Below are 14,765 nucleotides of genomic sequence, written 5' to 3'. Positions count from 1 at the left end.
CCGGCCGCTGCGCGGCCGGTGACGGAGTGTGAGGCCCCCCGCTTCGCGGGGGGCGAGGTCGGCGCCCGCTTCGCGGGCTTGTCCTCGGGGTCTTCCGCTGCGCTTCAGACCCCTGAGTTGAGCCGCTGCGCGGCTCAACTCAGGTTGTTTCGCTGCCTGTTAGGGCCGGTCCGCTTCGCTCCCCGGCCCTGGGCCCGCTTCGCTGGCTGGCTGGCTGGCTGGCTACGAGGGAGCGTGGCGGGCATTCGTGGTGACTCACTCCGCTGTGCAGTTGGTAACGCACAGTCAGCGTGACAGTGCGGGTGTGGCGGTGTCAACCCCCCAAGAATGAATCTGACGGTCCATCAATTTATGTCCGTCGCAGATTCCCGAAGGGTGCCAGGGGTGCTTGCAAGTATCTATATAGATACAGCGAACCGGCTAGGCCGGCGGTATCCGACAAGGTGGCGCAAAAGCCACAGTCCGTACTGACTCGGTTACCGTTCGCAAGTCGTAGCAACCTGCATGTGATGCTGGCCGCCTGACCTACGCACATGCGAAAGCCCCCACCATGTCGGTGAGGGCGTCGCACGCGGCGGGACGGACGGCAACGCGCAACCGCTCTGCCGTCCGTGCCACCGACTCAAGACGCGCGAGCACTCTGGGGGCAGCTGGTGCCCCGTTCTGACGCTACCCGTTGACGTAGACGCGCCACCCGTCCGGTACCCACGGGCCGAGCCAGCGATAGCCGGGGCCGGTGTCGAGCCGATGCGCCCCGGTGAGGGAGTGGAGAGATCCGCACCCAGGCGGCCGGGCTGGAAGGAGAAGCTTTCGCGAAGGGATCAGCTGCGTACCTCGCCACGGCGTTCATCGATGGATGCGCCGGACCCAACCCAGCAAAAAACGTGGTCCCCTGTGTTGATCAAGAAGACATCATCAGACTGGAGGAGCTGACGACCATAACCATCAACATCCTCCATATCCAACGAACCATCCGCGTCGGAAACTCTGAACATCTCATTTTTCCGGCGGGATCCATCAACGACGGCAATGCGTGCCGGAACGTACTTCCCGCCGTTGGCGACGATGACGGGGCGACCGCCGCGGTACTCGATCGACAGGGTCGCGATGTCCTCGGGCTTGACCTGGTCCGCCGGGATCAGCGTCGGTTCGGGCGCCGCCGTTTCGGCCATGGAAGTCACCCCGAGGCTTGCAAGCTGCTCGGGGGACATCTGCACCTTGGCAGGGCCCTTGGAGTTGGGCGTCGTCTCAGACATGGCTGTCTCCTCACTGGCCGGCTCACTGCCGACGCGCGTGTATCTCCCCGTAACGGCGAGTCACCAAACCGCCACTCTCAATACATCGGAGGCATCCCCTGCCCCGACGACCCTGCCCCCCATGCCCGGCACCCGGGTGCCCCGAGCTGACCCGAGCCGGCGGACGCCATTCGCCGCCGGGTAGGCCGTGATGCTCGCCGGGCAAACTCAGCCTCGCCGCCATCCAGGTATTAGCAGCCCGATAATCCGAACGAAACGGCCTAGCGCGGACCTCTGGGAAGATGGATCCGTGCCCGCTTCGGGCCCCTCTCCGGCAAGGATGGGGGCATGCCACACACCATGGTCATCGCCGTACCCCCCGACGAACTGACACGGCTTGACGCCCTGGTCCAGGAGCAGCAGACCGCCGAAACCCGCTGGCAGGCCAGCGCCGAGGAGGACGCCGACGTTCTGAGGCTGCGGGGGCCCGAGCTACGCGCGGCCCGCGCACGGATCCGCGCCGAACGGGACCGGCTCCGCGAGAACGGAACCCACCGGATCAGCCGGCTCCGCGCACTCGCTCCCGCCCTCCGCGCCGAACTCGACCACCGAGGCCTGCTCCGAGACTGGGACCCGATCCCCGAAGGCTCTCAGCGGGCCGGACAGACCCTCGGAGGCACCGGACCCAACAGAGGTACCGGACTCACCGCCAGACTCGTCGTCAGCCTCACAGACAACCTCTGGGCGCCACTTCACCGGGGCATCTACTGGACCAACCTGCCCCACGTCCAAGCCCTGGAACTCTGGAAAGACCGATGGGGCCCCGGACCCGCCACCGGACGACCGGCCGCAACACCCGACGCACTCGCCGAACGCGAACGAATCGCCGCCCACATCACCACCACCGGCGACATCATCCGCACCGCCCTCACACACGCCCTCAACGGCCACTGAGACCGCCGACGAGGGTGAGGCGGCCCGGTGGTACTGCCCCCAACACGCTGGGCACCGGGCCTCACCCGAACGCGCCATATCGGAACGGGCTACCCGCACCCTAACCGGCCCCACCCCAGGCCCAGGCGGCCGCAGGACGGATCAGCTCCGGCCGGGCTCTCCTGCGATCTGCGTGATCGTAAAATGCACGAACTCGGCAGGCCGGACAGGGGCGACGCCGATGTCGCAGATGACCCTGCCGCCGTCGATGGTGGTCGGCGTGTTGTTGGTGTCATCACAGATGACGTAGAAGGCCTCGTCCGGCGTCCGCCCCAACAGGGCACCCTGTCGCCACTGGTCGGTGAGGAACGACGTCGTGGAGTGACGCAGCGCGTTCCGCAGATCTGCCCCATTGGGTCCAGACTCGGCCCACGAGGTGCCCTTCCTGATCACATCCGCAAGAAAGCTCGCCCGAGCTTCGCCCTCCAGCTCTTTCGGCACAGTCACAGAGGGAATCCTCTGCGCGTCCGGCACGAGCTGAACCCGGGCAGGGCCCTTCGAGTTCGGCGTCGACATGTGATTGCCTCCCAGCATCGCTTTAAGTTGCATTACGGACACACACTGTCACAGTGCTGTCGGGAGAGGTAGGGCGGTTTCTGGACGCGAGCCCGAACGGTCCTTCGCCGCCAGTGCCGCGCAGCGCAGGCCGCCGCCGGGGTGCCACTCCATCACCGGGCCGGCTGTGTCGCCGTGCTCGACGCACCAGCCGACCGGGACCAGGCCGCCGCACTCCTGACGCCGACAGACACAGGCCTCCCCCGGCACCGAGTACGGGAGCGCGTGGCGGATCACGCCGCCCGTCGGCCGCGGTGAGGCCGCACCCCGCAGACCAGCCGGCCAGGCAAGGGTCACGTGCAGGCCGCCCGCGCCCGTGCGCACCCGGTCCCCGACCCGCACCCCGCCCGGCACCGCCCACACGGCCGAGCCCGGCACGGTCAGCCGGCGCAGCGCCCCGCCGGACCCGGCGCCCGCCCAGGCGGCGAGGGTGTCGGCGTCGTCGTCCGTGGACCAGCCCGTGAGCCGGTCCTCGCCCGACGCGTCCTCGGCCAGGGTCAAGAGCGGGTCGTCCAGCCGGACCGTTCGCGTCCCACCACCAGGGCGTGCCATCAGGAGTGCACCGGCCGGCGTCCGGGTGGGCATCTCGATCTTCCCGTGGGCCAGCAGCCACTCCAGCACGGCGGCCCGGTCGAACTCCGGGTGCACACCGGTCCCACCGACCGGGGCGGGGAAGTCGTCGTAACGGCGGCGCCACTGCACCACCGCGGCCCGCCCCACCCCGGCGATCCGCGCCACCCCCGCCAACAACAACCGGTACCCACCCGGACCCACCGGGGCGAGGCCAGCAAGCGGAGACCGGCGCCCGGCCGCGACCGTGCGCACCGCCCGCCAGTCCACCGACGGCCACACCACCGGCAGCAGCGCCACCTCCTCCGCGCTGTAGAGGGCGACCGTCGTGACGCCGCCCTGCCGCTTGAAATCAATGGCCACCGACCCCACCGGCGAGACATACCCCCGCTCCACCAACACGTCGAACTCCGTACGACGGACACCCAGGCGCACCGCGGCCTGGTCCGGGCCCAGGGGGGACATGCCGGTCCAGGAGGGCGGGCAGGTCCCGACGGCGGCCCAGAGCAGCCACCTGATCCGGATGGACATCGGGGAACTCGACGTCACCGCCGAGGTAGACCAGCAGACCGGCGCGGACGAGGTGGCCGACGGCCGCCGCTGTCACCCTCGGCCGGCAACGCGGAAGCGGCACCCCGAGCGCCTCCGAGAGTCGGTCCGCCGCGACCCCGGCCCCGACCGGGCCCCGCAGCGCCGCACGCACCGCCTCCGGGTCGGCGGCCTCGACCGGCGGCCCGTCACCGGTGCCCGTCCTGCGCGCAGCGCTTCATCAGCACCTGCATGTCGGTGACCACCGTCCCGCGCAGGGGGCCGGTGGCGGTGTCGCGGCGGTGGGCGTAGCCCTGGCAACGGGCGCAGGACGGCGGGGCCTGGACCAGGGCCGGGGGAAACAGCTTGAGCGCGTCGTGGGAGGCGTGGGGGTCGTCGGTGGCGGTCACGGGGGTGTCCCTTCGCAGACGGGTGCCTGCCTCTACCTTCGGCCCGCCGAAAGGGCTCGGGGAGGGGCAAAGGCGGGGGCAAGATGGGGTCATGGACATCGGGGAGTTGATCCGGGAACTGCGTACCGCGCACGGTTGGTCCCAGGCCCGTCTGGCCGACGAGATCAACGCCCGGCACGGCACCGCCCTGACCCGCGAGTACGTCGCCCGGTGGGAACGCGGGAAGGTCACCCCGCGCGGGTTCTACCTCGCGGCCCTGTCGGGCGTGCTGGACGTGCCGTTAGCCGTGCTGGAGGACCCCATGATGCGCCGCACCTTCCTGACCGATCTCGCAGGCACAGCCATAGCCCCCGTCATCGCCTCAGACCTCCTCGCGCGCGGCTTCACCGCCCGGCTGACCGGCGGACCCTCCACGGAGGAATGGGAGGCCAAGCTGGCCGCCTACGGCAGCGACTACATGTCCATGGGCGCAGCCGACATCCAACGCCGCGTCGCCGGGGAACTCGTCGTCGTCCAGCAGCAGCTCGACCAGCCCCGCCTGTGGTCGGCCGCCGCCCGGCTCATGACCCTCTACGCCAAGACGTTCCCCGGCTCCGACGGCGCCGCCGCCGTGCGCTGGTACCGGATGGCCGCCGAGGCCGCCGACCAGTCCGGGGATCCGGGCGTGCGGGTGTGGGCGCGGGGACGGGCCGCGATCGCCCTCGGCTACGAGGGGGCTTCCCTCGGCGTCGCGGACGTCCTCGCGGACCAGGCCCTCGCCCTCGCCGACGGCCGGCCCTCCCTCGGACTGCTCAACGCCGTCTACGGCAAAGCCCACGCCGCCGCCCTGCGCGGCGACCACGCCACCGCCCTCGCCCTCGACGCACAAGGGCGGCGGATCTTCGATACCGCCGGATCGTATGAGCAGACCTCCGACTACGCCGTCCCCTGGTGGCGGCTCAACGTCTTCCGCTCGCTCCTCCTCGCCCGCCTCGGCCACGAGAAAGCCGCCACCGAGGCGCAGGACCAGGCCCTCGCCGAACTCCCCTCCTCCCTGCCCCGCTTCGCCACCCACCTGGAACTCCACCGGGGCCTGATGCTGGCCCGCTCCGGCGACAAGGCAGGCGGCATCAGCCACGCCACCACCGCTATGAACGCCCTCCCCCCGGAAAAACACAGCCTGACCCTGCGCATGCTGGTCAACGAAATCCGGGCCTGACCGGCCCCGGCACCCCCGAGGGTGCGCCGGGGCCACCCGCAGCCGACGAGTCCTCTACGCGCTTGCCCTGCCGCGCGTGAGCTGCGCGCAGCGCAGTCCTCCGCCCGCGTGCCACTCCATCACCGGGGCGACCTCGCCCCCGTGCTCGTCGCACCACAGGACCGGGACCAGGCCGCCGCAGTCGTGCCGGGCGCACACACAGTCCTCGCCGGTCCTCGCGCGCGGGACACCGTGGCGGACCACACCGCCCCCACCGGTTGGCGAGGCGGTGCCGCGCAGGCGGGCCGGCCATTCCAACGTGATCCGCAGCCCCCCGGAGCCGGACCGGAACCGGTCGGTCACCCGCACCTCGCCGAGCACCGCGAGCGGGCCCGCACCCGGTGCGGTCAGCCGGGTCAGCGTGGCCCCGAACTCCCCGGCCGCCAGGGCAGCCAGCGCCTCGGCGTCCACGTCGTCGACAACCCACCCCGACAACTGGTCGGTGCCCTCGATGTCGTCGGCCAGGCCCAGCCACGGGGCATCCAGCCGGAACCGGCCCGTGGCGCCCATGTCGCCCCGCACCAGCAGCGACGCCGCCCCCGCCCCGGCGGGAATGATGATCTTGTCGTGGGCGAGCAGCCACGCGACGATCTCGGCCCGGTCGAACTCCGGATGCACATCGCTCCCACCGGTCGGGGCGGGGAAGTCGGGGTGGCGGCGGCGCCAGTTGACCACCGCCGCCCGCCCCACCCCAACGCTCCGGCCCACCCCCGCGATCCGCCCCACCCCGGCGAGCAGGACCCGGTCGGTGTCCGGGCTGACCGGGCTCAAAGCGGCGAGCAGAGACCGCCGGCCCGGACGGGTCTCCCGCACCGCCCGCCAGTCCACCCCGGGACGGACCACGTCCAACAGGGCGATGTCGCGGGCGCTGTAAAGCGGAACGGTGGTCACGCCGCCTTGGCGCTTGTAGTCGATCTCCACCGCCCCCATGGGAGCGAGGAACCCGAGGCGGACCACCTCATCGAAGTCCCGGCGCCTGACCCCGAGGCGGACAGCGGCCTGGTCCGGGCCGAGGGGGACGTGCGCGTCGAGGAGCGCGGGCAGGTCGCGGCGGCGGGCCAGGGCCGCAACCTGCTCCGGGTGCACCTCGGGGAACTCTGGCTCCCCGCCGAGGTAGACCAGGAGGCCGGCCTTGACGAGGTGGCCGACCGCCGAGGCGGTCACCCGCGGCCGGAGGATCGGGAGCGGCACCCCCAGGGCCTCCGTCAGTCGATATCAACGGCACGGTGACCTGACCCCGGCAGTGAGCCCGGGCGCCCTGGAGCCGGAGCCCACCGCGCTGCTGATACGTGGACACGTCCCAAGGTGTCGAGGTCAGGCCTGCCCGCGAACAGGCTGGTCGGCTACCTGTTCAAGGAATTCTCGAAGCGCCTGCCGCAGGATCTCGGGGTGTTCCAGGTGTACGTCGTGCCCCGCTTCGGGGACGCTCACGGCCACCGTCTCGGGTCGCTGTTGGAGCATGGCTTGCGTCTCCTGCGCGGGGATGATGCCGGATTGCCCCAGGATGACCAGCGTCGGGCAGGCAATGGTTGTCCATTCCTTCCAGAAGGAACGCCGGGCATTCTCCGTCAGCGCGTCGACCATCACGTCACGGTCGAAGCGCGGCCACCAGCCGTCGGCGCGCTCTTCCAGTCCGGCCGCCCAGCCCTCGCCGACAGCACCGCCGCCGAAGAACTCGACGGCGACCTGGCGTGTGGGGAACGGCGTCGGCCACGCGTCGAGCGCTGCGCCGATCTCTGCCTGCACGTTCGGGTTGGAGCCGCCCGGGCCCGCTTCGATGAGGACGATCGCGCGCAGCAGGTCGGGGTGGGCGGCGGCGGTGAGCATGGCGGTGTGGCCGCCCAGCGACTGCCCCACCAGGGCCGGCCGACGCAGGTCGAGTTGTCTGATGACAGCGACGACGTCGGCCACGTACGCAGCGCGGGAGACATCGCCCGGTCGGCGCTCGCTCGCGCCGTGGCCGCGCTGGTCGACGGCGACGACCCGGTAGCGGCGGCTCAGGTTCCGGGCGAGGGTGTCCCATTCGCCCGCGTGGCCGGCCAGTCCGTGCAGGAGGACGACCGGGGGGCCTGATCCGCCCCAATCGCGGCAGGAGATGCGGACGCCCTCGCGTACCACGGTGCGGTCGGTCCAGGTCATGGCGGGTTCTCCAGGAGGTGGGCGCGGTCCGTGAGGTGCGGTGCTTCAGGCGCTTGTCGGGACAGGCGCGCCGCTTCAGGAGGGGCGCGTCGCCTTGCCGTCGAGCCAGAGGGTGTCGGAGTCGTCGCGGTGCGAGCCGGTCGTGCCGACGTGCTTCGCGTCGATGCGGGGGCCGTGTTTGATGACGTGGACCAGCGCCATGCCGTGGCCGCGCCCCAGGTCGTATTCCTCCTTGAGCCACGTGAGGATCGTTCCTGCCTTGGTCGACGGGGCGTCGAAGCCGCGCTCCTGTGCCAGCGCGATGAAGGCGCGGGGGGTCAGGCCGGTCTTGGTCTCGATGGTGTCCAGGTATGCCTGGAACGACATGGGGTCCTTCTCTCCGATGGTTGATGGCTGGGGACGGGGCCGTGGGCAGGTCAGGCGGGCTGGTAGGTCAGGTCCAGCACGCCGGTGGAGAAAGTGGCCGAGGCGGTGAGCCGCAGGGGGGTCCGGCCGGTGCCGTCCGGGAACAGACGCTTGCCGGTGCCCAGCACGATCGGGTGCACCAGGAGTCGCAGTTCGTCGAGGAGGCCGGCCTCCAGAAGGGTTCGGGTCAGCGAGATGCTGCCGGAGAGGTTGATGTTCCCGCCCGGCTGCTGCTTGAGGTCCTTGAGGAAGGTGACGACGTCGCCGTCGATGACGGTGGTGTTGTTCCAGCGGGCCTCGTTCAGGGTGGTCGAGGCGACCAGTTTGCGGATGCCGTTGAGCGCGTCCGCCATCGGGCCGGTCCGCTCCGGCCAGGCCGCGGCGAACGCCTCGTAGGTCAGACGCCCCATCAGCAGCGTGTCCGCTCCGGCCTGCATCTGGGCGAGGGCAGCGCCCATCTCCTCGTCCAGGTATGGGAAGTGCCACTGTTCCGGCGCTTCCGCCACGCCGTCCAGTGACACGAACAGCCCCGCGATGATCTTGCGTCCTGCGGTCGTCATGGCCGATCCCCCCGGTTGGTGACGGCGCCAGGGTCGACCCACGGCGCTGGTACTGGACCGTACAGTACTCATATGAGTACTGAGCAGTCCAGTACTCTTCGCGGAGCATCAAGGAGGCTGGCATGCAAGCACCCGAGGACGGCCGCTCGGCCCGCAAGCGCAAGGCGATCATGGAGGCGGCCACCGAACTGTTCCTGCGCAAGGGATACCCGGGCACCAGCATGGACGAGATCGCCGCGACGGCCGCGGTGTCCAAGCAGACCGTGTACAAGCAGTTCACGGACAAGGAGACGCTGTTCGGCGCCATCATCACCAACGCCAGCAGCAGGGTCGGCCTGTTCGTCGAGGTCATCGACGCCTTGCGCGACACCGATGACCTCAGCGGGGACCTGCCCGTGCTCGCCCGGCGCTACATCACCACCGTCATTCAGCCCGGAGGGCTGCAACTGCGCAGGCTGCTCATCGCGGAGGCCGACCGCTTCCCCGAGGTGGCCGCCGACTACTACCGGCGCGCGCCCGAGCGGACCATCGACGCCCTGGCGGCCTGCTTCGAACACCTCTCGGCGCGCGGGCTGCTGAAGTTGGAGGATCCGGTGCTCGCCGCCCGTCACTTCGCCTGGCTCATTCTGGCCGTCCCCATGGACCGCGCCATGTTCTTCGCCCACGACGACATCCAGACCCCGGCCGAACTCGAACGGCTGGCCGACGAGGGCGTCCGTGTGTTCCTCGCCGCGTATACAGATCGATAGGTGGTCAAGCCGCGCAGGTCACATGGGGGCGGCCGCCCCCACCGGCGCGTCCACAACGGTGGACATCGCACCGCCCAACGCGTTCCGTGGAAACACAGCAGCACCAGAGCGCCGGTGGACGGGTGCGGGGGTCGTGTCCGATGGCGATGAACAGGCCGGTGACGTTGAGGTCGCGCCTCTTGCCGGTGAAGGTGTCGCGCAGGACGACGCCCGCCAGCATGCCGTCCTTCTCGTTGATCTCGGCGATCTCGCTGTCGAAGGCGAAGGAGATCTTGTCGTCGGAGAACGCGCGGTCCTGCATGACCTTGGAGGCGCGCAGGGTGGAGCGGCGGTGGACGACGGTGACGGAGCGGGCGAAGCGGGTGAGGAAGGTGGCTTCCTCCATGGCGGTGTCGCCGCCGCCGACCACGACGATGTCCCGGTCACGGAAGAAGAATCCGTCGCAGGTGGCGCACCAGGAGACGCCGCGGCCGGAGAGTTCGTCCTCCTTGGGCAGGCCGAGCTTGCGGTAGCCGGATCCGGTCGCGATGATCACCGTCTTGGCGCGGTGGACGGTGCCCTCGGAGTCGGTGAGGAGCTTGACGGGTCCGGTGAGGTCGACGGAGACGATGTCGTCGTCGATCATCTCGGCGCCGAACTTCTCGGCCTGGGCCCGCATGTTGGTCATGAGGTCGGGGCCGTCGACTCCGTGGGGGAAGCCGGGGAAGTTCTCGACCTCGGTGGTGGTGGTCAGGGAGCCGCCGACGAAGATGCTGCTGCCGAACAGCAGGGGCTTGAGCTGGGCGCGGGCGGTGTAGAGGGCGGCGGTGTATCCGGCGGGGCCGGAGCCGATGACGATGACGTCGCGTATGCCGTCACCGGTCGTGGTCTCGGGCATGGGTGTCAGACCTGCTTCTTGGCGTCGATGTCGGTGATCAGGCCCTCGATGAGGGTTTTGATCTCGTCGCGGATGGGGCGCACGGCCTCGACGCCCTGGCCGGCGGGGTCTTCGAGCTGCCAGTCGAGGTAGGTCTTGCCGGGGAAGTACGGGCAGGCGTCGCCGCAGCCCATGGTGATGATGTAGTCCGATGCCTGGGCGGCCTCGGGGGTGAGGACCTTGGGCTTCTGGTCGGAGATGTCGATGCCGAGTTCGGCCATCGCCGCGACGGCGGAGGGGTTGATCTGCTCGCCGGGCACGGAGCCGGCGGAGCGGACCTCGACGCGGTCACCGGCCAGGTGGCGCAGGAATCCGGCGGCCATCTGGGAGCGGCCCGCGTTGTGGACGCAGACGAACAGGACGGATGCGAGCGGGGTGGAGGACATCGTCTCTTCCTTCATCAACCAAGGTCGGCCGGCCTGCGGCACGATCCGATAAGTCAGCCCAGGCTGGTGTCAGCCCCAAGCGATGTGACAGTATCAGTCCATGATGACGTCAGTCGACACTGAAGTGATCCGAGTCCTGGCCGACCCCCTCAGGCTTCAGATCGTGACCCTGCTCGCCCGCGAGACGCTCTGCCTCACCCACCTCGTGGAGGAGACCGGCGCCAAGCAGACCAACCTCTCCAACCACATGAAGGTCCTCAGAGAGGCCGGGGTCGTGGAGACCGAACCGTGCGGCCGCTTCGTGTACTACAAGCTGCGCCCGGACGTCATCGCCCAGCTCGCCGGCCAGTTCGCCGACCTGGCCGCATCCGCGCGCACCGCCGCCGAGAACAAGAGGGCCTGTCCGTGACCCCCACCCAAGCTGCCGCCACCACCGAGGACACCTCGGTCGTGGCGAAGCTCTCCACCCTGGACCGCTTCCTCGCGGTCTGGATCCTGCTCGCCATGGGCCTCGGCCTCGGGCTCGGCCGCCTGATCCCCGGCCTGAACGACGCGCTCGCCGAGGTGGAGATCGGCGGGATCTCCCTGCCCATCGCGGTCGGCCTGCTGATCATGATGTACCCGGTCCTGGCGAAGGTCCGCTACGACAAGCTCGACGCGGTCACCGGCGACCGCAGGCTGATGATCTCCTCACTGGTCATCAACTGGATCCTGGGCCCCGCCCTCATGTTCGCGCTCGCCTGGATCTTCTTGGCGGACCTGCCCGAGTACCGCACCGGCCTGATCATCGTCGGCCTGGCCCGCTGCATCGCCATGGTCATCATCTGGAACGACCTCGCCTGCGGCGACCGCGAGGCCGCCGCCGTCCTGGTCGCCCTGAACTCCGTCTTCCAGGTCATCGCCTTCGGCGTGCTCGGCTGGTTCTACCTCGACCTGCTCCCCGGATGGCTCGGCCTCGGCGACGGCGAGCACCTCCACATCTCCATGTGGAAGATCGCGCTGAACGTCGTCATCTTCCTCGGCGTCCCGCTCCTGGCCGGGTTCCTGACCCGCAGGATCGGTGAGAAGAAGCTCGGCCGCGAACGGTACGAGACCAAGTTCCTGCCGAAGATCGGGCCTTGGGCGCTGTACGGGCTGCTGTTCACGATCGTCATCCTCTTCGCCCTCCAGGGAAAGACGATCACCTCGCAGCCGCTGGACGTGGCACGGATCGCGCTGCCGCTGCTGGTGTACTTCGCGGTGATGTGGTTCGGGACGTTCGCGCTCGGCAAGGCGATCGGTCTGAACTACGACCGCACCGCCACCCTCGCCTTCACCGCCGCCGGCAACAACTTCGAGTTGGCCATCGCGGTCGCCATCGCCACATTCGGCGTCACCTCCGGCCAAGCCCTCTCCGGCGTCGTCGGCCCCCTCATCGAGGTCCCCGTCCTGGTCGCACTCGTCTACGTGTCCCTCGCGTGGCGCCGCAAGTTCACCCAGGACACGCTCGCCTCATGACGGATCGCACCGACGTGGTGGTGATCGGCGGCGGGCAGTCCGGGCTCGCCGCCGGCTACCACCTGCGCCGCCTGGGCGTCGAGCACGTCATCCTCGACGCCCAGGCGGGCCCGGGCGGGGCCTGGCAGCACACCTGGGACTCTCTCCACCTGTTCTCCCCCGCCCAGTACTCCTCCCTGCCCGGCCGGCTCATGCCCGCCCAGCCCGGCCGGCTCTACCCCGACGCCGCCCACGTCGTGGCCTACCTCGCCGACTACGAGAAGCGATATGAGCTTCCCGTCCGGCGCGGAGTGTGGGTCTCGGCGGTCCACCGCGACGGCGCCTTCCTTCGCGTAGAGACGGACGGCGGCACCTGGCGGGCCCGCGCGGTCATCAGCGCCACCGGCACCTGGACCCGGCCCTTCCTGCCCGCGATTCCCGGCCGCCGGGACTTCACCGGGCGCCAGCTGCACACCGTGCAGTACAAGAACCCGGACCAGTTCGCCGGGCAGCGGGTCGTTGTCGTGGGTGGCGGGAACTCCGGCGCCCAAATCGCCGCCGACCTCGCCGGCACGGCCGACCTGACCTGGGTCACCCAGCGCCCGCCCCGCTACCTCGCCGACGACATCGACGGCCGGGCCCTCTTCGACCACGCCACCGCACGCCGCCGCGCCCTCGACGCAGGACGCACCGACACCGGCGGCGTCGCCTCCCTCGGCGACATCGTCGCCGTCCCCCCGGTCCGCGCCGCCCGCGACGCCGGACTCCTCACCGCGCAGCCGATGTTCACCCGCCTCACCACCACCGGCATCCAGTGGGCCGACGGGACCCGCGCCGACGCGGACGCGGTCATCTGGTGCACCGGGTTCCGGCCCGCTCTCGCCCCGTTCGCCGGCCTGCACCTGCGCGGCAGCCGCGGGCACATCGCCACCGACGGCACCCGCGCGGTCGACGAGCCTCGCCTGCACCTGCTCGGCTACGGCGACTGGACCGGCCCCGCCTCAGCCACCCTCATCGGTGTCGGCCGCCCCGCCCGCGACACCGCCCGCCAGATCGCCGACCTCCTGCGGCCGTAACGACGGGGCCCCCGGGACCCGGCGCTCGAACCTCACTGCCGCCTGCCCCGTGCCCGCAGACAGTGCCACCCTCCTCCGGCCTGCCGGGAGGCCACCAATCCAGGTAAATATCAAGACACGATGGCTCAATAGTGCGTCTAATGGCGGGTGTGACGAACCCTCAAACTCCCTTCCTGTGGCTCCCGGTACAAGACGATGCCGCCGACGCGATGACGCTCATCGTGGACACCCCCGAAGGCACCCACCTACGTCGCATTCCGCCCGCCCTGCCGCTGCCGGAACACGTCGACCACGGACCAGGAGCCGAGCAGGCGACCCACACGGCAGCAGCTACCTGGGGCATGCCCGATTTCGTGTTCCAGCAGGCCGAGCACGCCGCGAAGGGATCAGGCCGGCGCGAGCTGGGCGACCGGCTCCTGCTCGCCGGCCAGCGCGGCGCGGTCATCCAGGTCAAGGCCCGCACCATCACCCCCAAGCCCGACGCCCCCGAGATCTCCTGGATCCAGAAGGTGGCCGTCAAGGCAATGAGCCAGGCCAAGGGCACCGTGCGGCAGCTGCGTATGCTGCCGGCCGACATGATCAACGGCCGTGACCGGACCCTGACGGTCGACGGGAACGCCTTCGAGTGGATCGCAGTGTTCCTCCTCGACCACCCGCACGTCCCCCCGAACGCCCACGTCACCTGGCAGCCCCTCGGCATACCCGCCATCGCGCTCACCCGCCGCGACTGGGACTTCCTCTTCGACCAGCTGCGCTCCACCACCGCAGTTCTCGACTACCTCTTCCGGGCAGCCGGCGAGCCGGCTGTGGCTCTCGGCGACGAGCCGGTGCGCTACTACCAACTCGCCGCCGCGGACGCCGAGACACCGCCCCAGGACATCGACACCGAGCTGGTGGGAGCCGACGGCACTCTGTTCTCCGCCCCGCAGCTGCCGCAGGCCCCGGCCGGCAGCGACGGCACCAACGCCCACCGCATCCTGCGCATCATCCTCGAAGACATCGCCCTCACACCCCTGCGCGACCCGATGACGGAACGCGACCGCTTCACCGTGCTCTCCGACCTCGACCTGCTCCCCGTGGCCGCCAGGGCACAGTGGGGCCACCTGCTCCTGGACATGCTCCGCGACGTCCCCAACGTCCCCGAAGGCCACTACAAGTGGCGCTTCCGGCGCCTGCTCCACACGAACAGCTCACGCCAGCTCATCGTCGGCGCCGCCACCCGCTTCGACCCCACCATCCAGGCCGCCTTCACCACCTACGTAGAGCTCCGCCAACACGAAGTCACTGAGCGCACCGGCCTGGCCGAGGAGTCCTCCACTCTCGGAGTGCTGCTCACCCCCCGTGCTGCCGGGCACCGGCCCTGGGACACCAGCACCGTCCGCGTCGACGGTGTCCTCGACCTCGCGCCCGAGGACCTGCAGCTCTACAGCAACCTGTGGAACCGGGCCTTCGAGGACGGCGACGTCATCGACCTCGACCCCGCCGACGGATCGGACACGCCGGCGGGAGGCTGAGGCGGGCGGGGGTGCC

General features: G+C 70.3%; 17 protein-coding genes. 7 read left to right on the top strand and 10 right to left on the bottom strand.

Annotated elements, in window-relative coordinates; genetic code table 11:
- Positions 1 to 821: 821 nt before the first annotated feature.
- Entirely contained in the window at positions 822 to 1,256 is a 435-nt protein-coding gene (locus ACFYYT_RS28710) for a hypothetical protein (protein ID WP_351821892.1), read from the bottom strand.
- Positions 1,257 to 1,583: 327 nt separating this feature from the next.
- On the opposite strand from ACFYYT_RS28710, the gene ACFYYT_RS28705 reads away from it, so the two are divergent.
- Positions 1,584 to 2,189, top strand: a complete 606-nt coding sequence (locus tag ACFYYT_RS28705; protein ID WP_351821895.1) for a hypothetical protein — start codon at positions 1,584 to 1,586, stop codon at positions 2,187 to 2,189.
- 141 nt (positions 2,190 to 2,330) lie between these two features.
- Here ACFYYT_RS28705 and ACFYYT_RS28700 read toward each other — a convergent pair whose 3' ends face one another.
- The 3 genes from ACFYYT_RS28700 to ACFYYT_RS28690 form a co-directional block, all read right to left on the bottom strand.
- A complete protein-coding gene (locus tag ACFYYT_RS28700; RefSeq protein WP_351821897.1) occupies positions 2,331 to 2,744 on the bottom strand; it encodes a phage tail sheath C-terminal domain-containing protein in 414 nt (137 codons plus the stop codon).
- Between the two features lie 48 nt (positions 2,745 to 2,792).
- A complete protein-coding gene (locus ACFYYT_RS28695) occupies positions 2,793 to 3,884 on the bottom strand; it encodes a hypothetical protein (RefSeq protein WP_351822065.1) in 1,092 nt (363 codons plus the stop codon).
- A 206-nt stretch (positions 3,885 to 4,090) separates the two neighbouring features.
- Positions 4,091 to 4,291, bottom strand: coding sequence for a hypothetical protein (locus tag ACFYYT_RS28690; protein ID WP_351821900.1), 201 nt, complete (start codon positions 4,289 to 4,291; stop codon positions 4,091 to 4,093).
- 91 nt (positions 4,292 to 4,382) lie between these two features.
- Between ACFYYT_RS28690 and ACFYYT_RS28685 the strand changes: the two genes are divergently transcribed.
- Positions 4,383 to 5,489, top strand: coding sequence for a helix-turn-helix transcriptional regulator (locus ACFYYT_RS28685; protein ID WP_351821903.1), 1,107 nt, complete (start codon positions 4,383 to 4,385; stop codon positions 5,487 to 5,489).
- 54 nt (positions 5,490 to 5,543) lie between these two features.
- Here the strand turns inward: ACFYYT_RS28685 and ACFYYT_RS28680 are convergent, their stop codons facing one another.
- The 4 genes from ACFYYT_RS28680 to ACFYYT_RS28665 form a co-directional block, all read right to left on the bottom strand.
- Entirely contained in the window at positions 5,544 to 6,719 is a 1,176-nt protein-coding gene (locus ACFYYT_RS28680; RefSeq protein WP_351821905.1) for a hypothetical protein, read from the bottom strand.
- Positions 6,720 to 6,842: 123 nt separating this feature from the next.
- Entirely contained in the window at positions 6,843 to 7,667 is an 825-nt protein-coding gene (locus ACFYYT_RS28675; protein ID WP_351821908.1) for an alpha/beta hydrolase, read from the bottom strand.
- A gap of 75 nt (positions 7,668 to 7,742) precedes the next feature.
- Positions 7,743 to 8,033, bottom strand: coding sequence for a DUF4287 domain-containing protein (locus tag ACFYYT_RS28670; protein ID WP_351757362.1), 291 nt, complete (start codon positions 8,031 to 8,033; stop codon positions 7,743 to 7,745).
- A gap of 50 nt (positions 8,034 to 8,083) precedes the next feature.
- Positions 8,084 to 8,632 (bottom strand): dihydrofolate reductase family protein, encoded by a 549-nt coding sequence (locus ACFYYT_RS28665; protein ID WP_351821911.1) that lies wholly within the window; start codon positions 8,630 to 8,632, stop codon positions 8,084 to 8,086.
- 122 nt (positions 8,633 to 8,754) lie between these two features.
- Here ACFYYT_RS28665 and ACFYYT_RS28660 point away from each other — a divergent pair, with 122 nt between their 5' ends.
- Positions 8,755 to 9,381 carry a TetR/AcrR family transcriptional regulator gene (locus ACFYYT_RS28660; protein WP_351821914.1) on the top strand — a complete coding sequence of 209 codons (627 nt, stop codon included), beginning with the start codon at positions 8,755 to 8,757 and terminating at the stop codon, positions 9,379 to 9,381.
- A 4-nt stretch (positions 9,382 to 9,385) separates the two neighbouring features.
- On the opposite strand, the gene ACFYYT_RS28655 is transcribed toward ACFYYT_RS28660, so the two are convergent.
- Both ACFYYT_RS28655 and ACFYYT_RS28650 read right to left on the bottom strand, forming a co-directional pair.
- Positions 9,386 to 10,258 carry an FAD-dependent oxidoreductase gene (locus tag ACFYYT_RS28655; protein ID WP_351821917.1) on the bottom strand — a complete coding sequence of 291 codons (873 nt, stop codon included), beginning with the start codon at positions 10,256 to 10,258 and terminating at the stop codon, positions 9,386 to 9,388.
- Positions 10,259 to 10,263: 5 nt separating this feature from the next.
- Positions 10,264 to 10,683, bottom strand: coding sequence for an arsenate reductase ArsC (locus ACFYYT_RS28650; RefSeq protein WP_351821920.1), 420 nt, complete (start codon positions 10,681 to 10,683; stop codon positions 10,264 to 10,266).
- A gap of 100 nt (positions 10,684 to 10,783) precedes the next feature.
- Here ACFYYT_RS28650 and ACFYYT_RS28645 point away from each other — a divergent pair, with 100 nt between their 5' ends.
- The 4 genes from ACFYYT_RS28645 (at position 10,784) to ACFYYT_RS28630 (ending at position 14,749) form a co-directional block, all read left to right on the top strand.
- The gene (locus ACFYYT_RS28645) at positions 10,784 to 11,092 is read left to right on the top strand and encodes a helix-turn-helix transcriptional regulator (protein ID WP_266967092.1); all 309 of its coding nucleotides are present in this window, start codon (positions 10,784 to 10,786) and stop codon (positions 11,090 to 11,092) included.
- Positions 11,089 to 12,180 carry an ACR3 family arsenite efflux transporter gene (gene arsB / locus ACFYYT_RS28640; RefSeq protein WP_351821924.1) on the top strand — a complete coding sequence of 364 codons (1,092 nt, stop codon included), beginning with the start codon at positions 11,089 to 11,091 and terminating at the stop codon, positions 12,178 to 12,180. Before ACFYYT_RS28645 ends, arsB begins: the two co-directional genes overlap by 4 nt.
- On the top strand, positions 12,177 to 13,235 hold the full coding sequence (locus ACFYYT_RS28635) for an ArsO family NAD(P)H-dependent flavin-containing monooxygenase (protein ID WP_351821927.1): 1,059 nt from the start codon (positions 12,177 to 12,179) through the stop codon (positions 13,233 to 13,235). Before arsB ends, ACFYYT_RS28635 begins: the two co-directional genes overlap by 4 nt.
- 149 nt (positions 13,236 to 13,384) lie before the next feature.
- The gene (locus ACFYYT_RS28630) at positions 13,385 to 14,749 is read left to right on the top strand and encodes a hypothetical protein (protein ID WP_351821930.1); all 1,365 of its coding nucleotides are present in this window, start codon (positions 13,385 to 13,387) and stop codon (positions 14,747 to 14,749) included.
- Positions 14,750 to 14,765: the final 16 nt, after the last annotated feature.

Source organism: Streptomyces sp. NPDC002032 (assembly GCF_042890765.1).
Taxonomy (GTDB): Bacteria; Actinomycetota; Actinomycetes; order Streptomycetales; family Streptomycetaceae; genus Streptomyces.
Note: the sequence above shows the minus strand (reverse complement) of the source record. Positions and strands in the feature narration are given on the sequence as shown.

Bases quoted from the DNA above. Each gene is read 5' to 3' on its own strand.
- ACFYYT_RS28710 (WP_351821892.1), bottom strand. From the start codon at position 1,256: ATGTCTGAGACGACGCCCAACTCCAAGGGCCCTGCCAAGGTGCAGATG.
- ACFYYT_RS28705 (WP_351821895.1), top strand. From the start codon at position 1,584: ATGCCACACACCATGGTCATCGCCGTACCCCCCGACGAACTGACACGG.
- ACFYYT_RS28700 (WP_351821897.1), bottom strand. From the start codon at position 2,744: ATGTCGACGCCGAACTCGAAGGGCCCTGCCCGGGTTCAGCTCGTGCCG.
- ACFYYT_RS28695 (WP_351822065.1), bottom strand. From the start codon at position 3,884: ATGTCCATCCGGATCAGGTGGCTGCTCTGGGCCGCCGTCGGGACCTGC.
- ACFYYT_RS28685 (WP_351821903.1), top strand. From the start codon at position 4,383: ATGGACATCGGGGAGTTGATCCGGGAACTGCGTACCGCGCACGGTTGG.
- ACFYYT_RS28675 (WP_351821908.1), bottom strand. From the start codon at position 7,667: ATGACCTGGACCGACCGCACCGTGGTACGCGAGGGCGTCCGCATCTCC.
- ACFYYT_RS28670 (WP_351757362.1), bottom strand. From the start codon at position 8,033: ATGTCGTTCCAGGCATACCTGGACACCATCGAGACCAAGACCGGCCTG.
- ACFYYT_RS28665 (WP_351821911.1), bottom strand. From the start codon at position 8,632: ATGACGACCGCAGGACGCAAGATCATCGCGGGGCTGTTCGTGTCACTG.
- ACFYYT_RS28660 (WP_351821914.1), top strand. From the start codon at position 8,755: ATGCAAGCACCCGAGGACGGCCGCTCGGCCCGCAAGCGCAAGGCGATC.
- ACFYYT_RS28655 (WP_351821917.1), bottom strand. From the start codon at position 10,258: ATGCCCGAGACCACGACCGGTGACGGCATACGCGACGTCATCGTCATC.
- ACFYYT_RS28650 (WP_351821920.1), bottom strand. From the start codon at position 10,683: ATGTCCTCCACCCCGCTCGCATCCGTCCTGTTCGTCTGCGTCCACAAC.
- ACFYYT_RS28645 (WP_266967092.1), top strand. From the start codon at position 10,784: ATGATGACGTCAGTCGACACTGAAGTGATCCGAGTCCTGGCCGACCCC.
- ACFYYT_RS28635 (WP_351821927.1), top strand. From the start codon at position 12,177: ATGACGGATCGCACCGACGTGGTGGTGATCGGCGGCGGGCAGTCCGGG.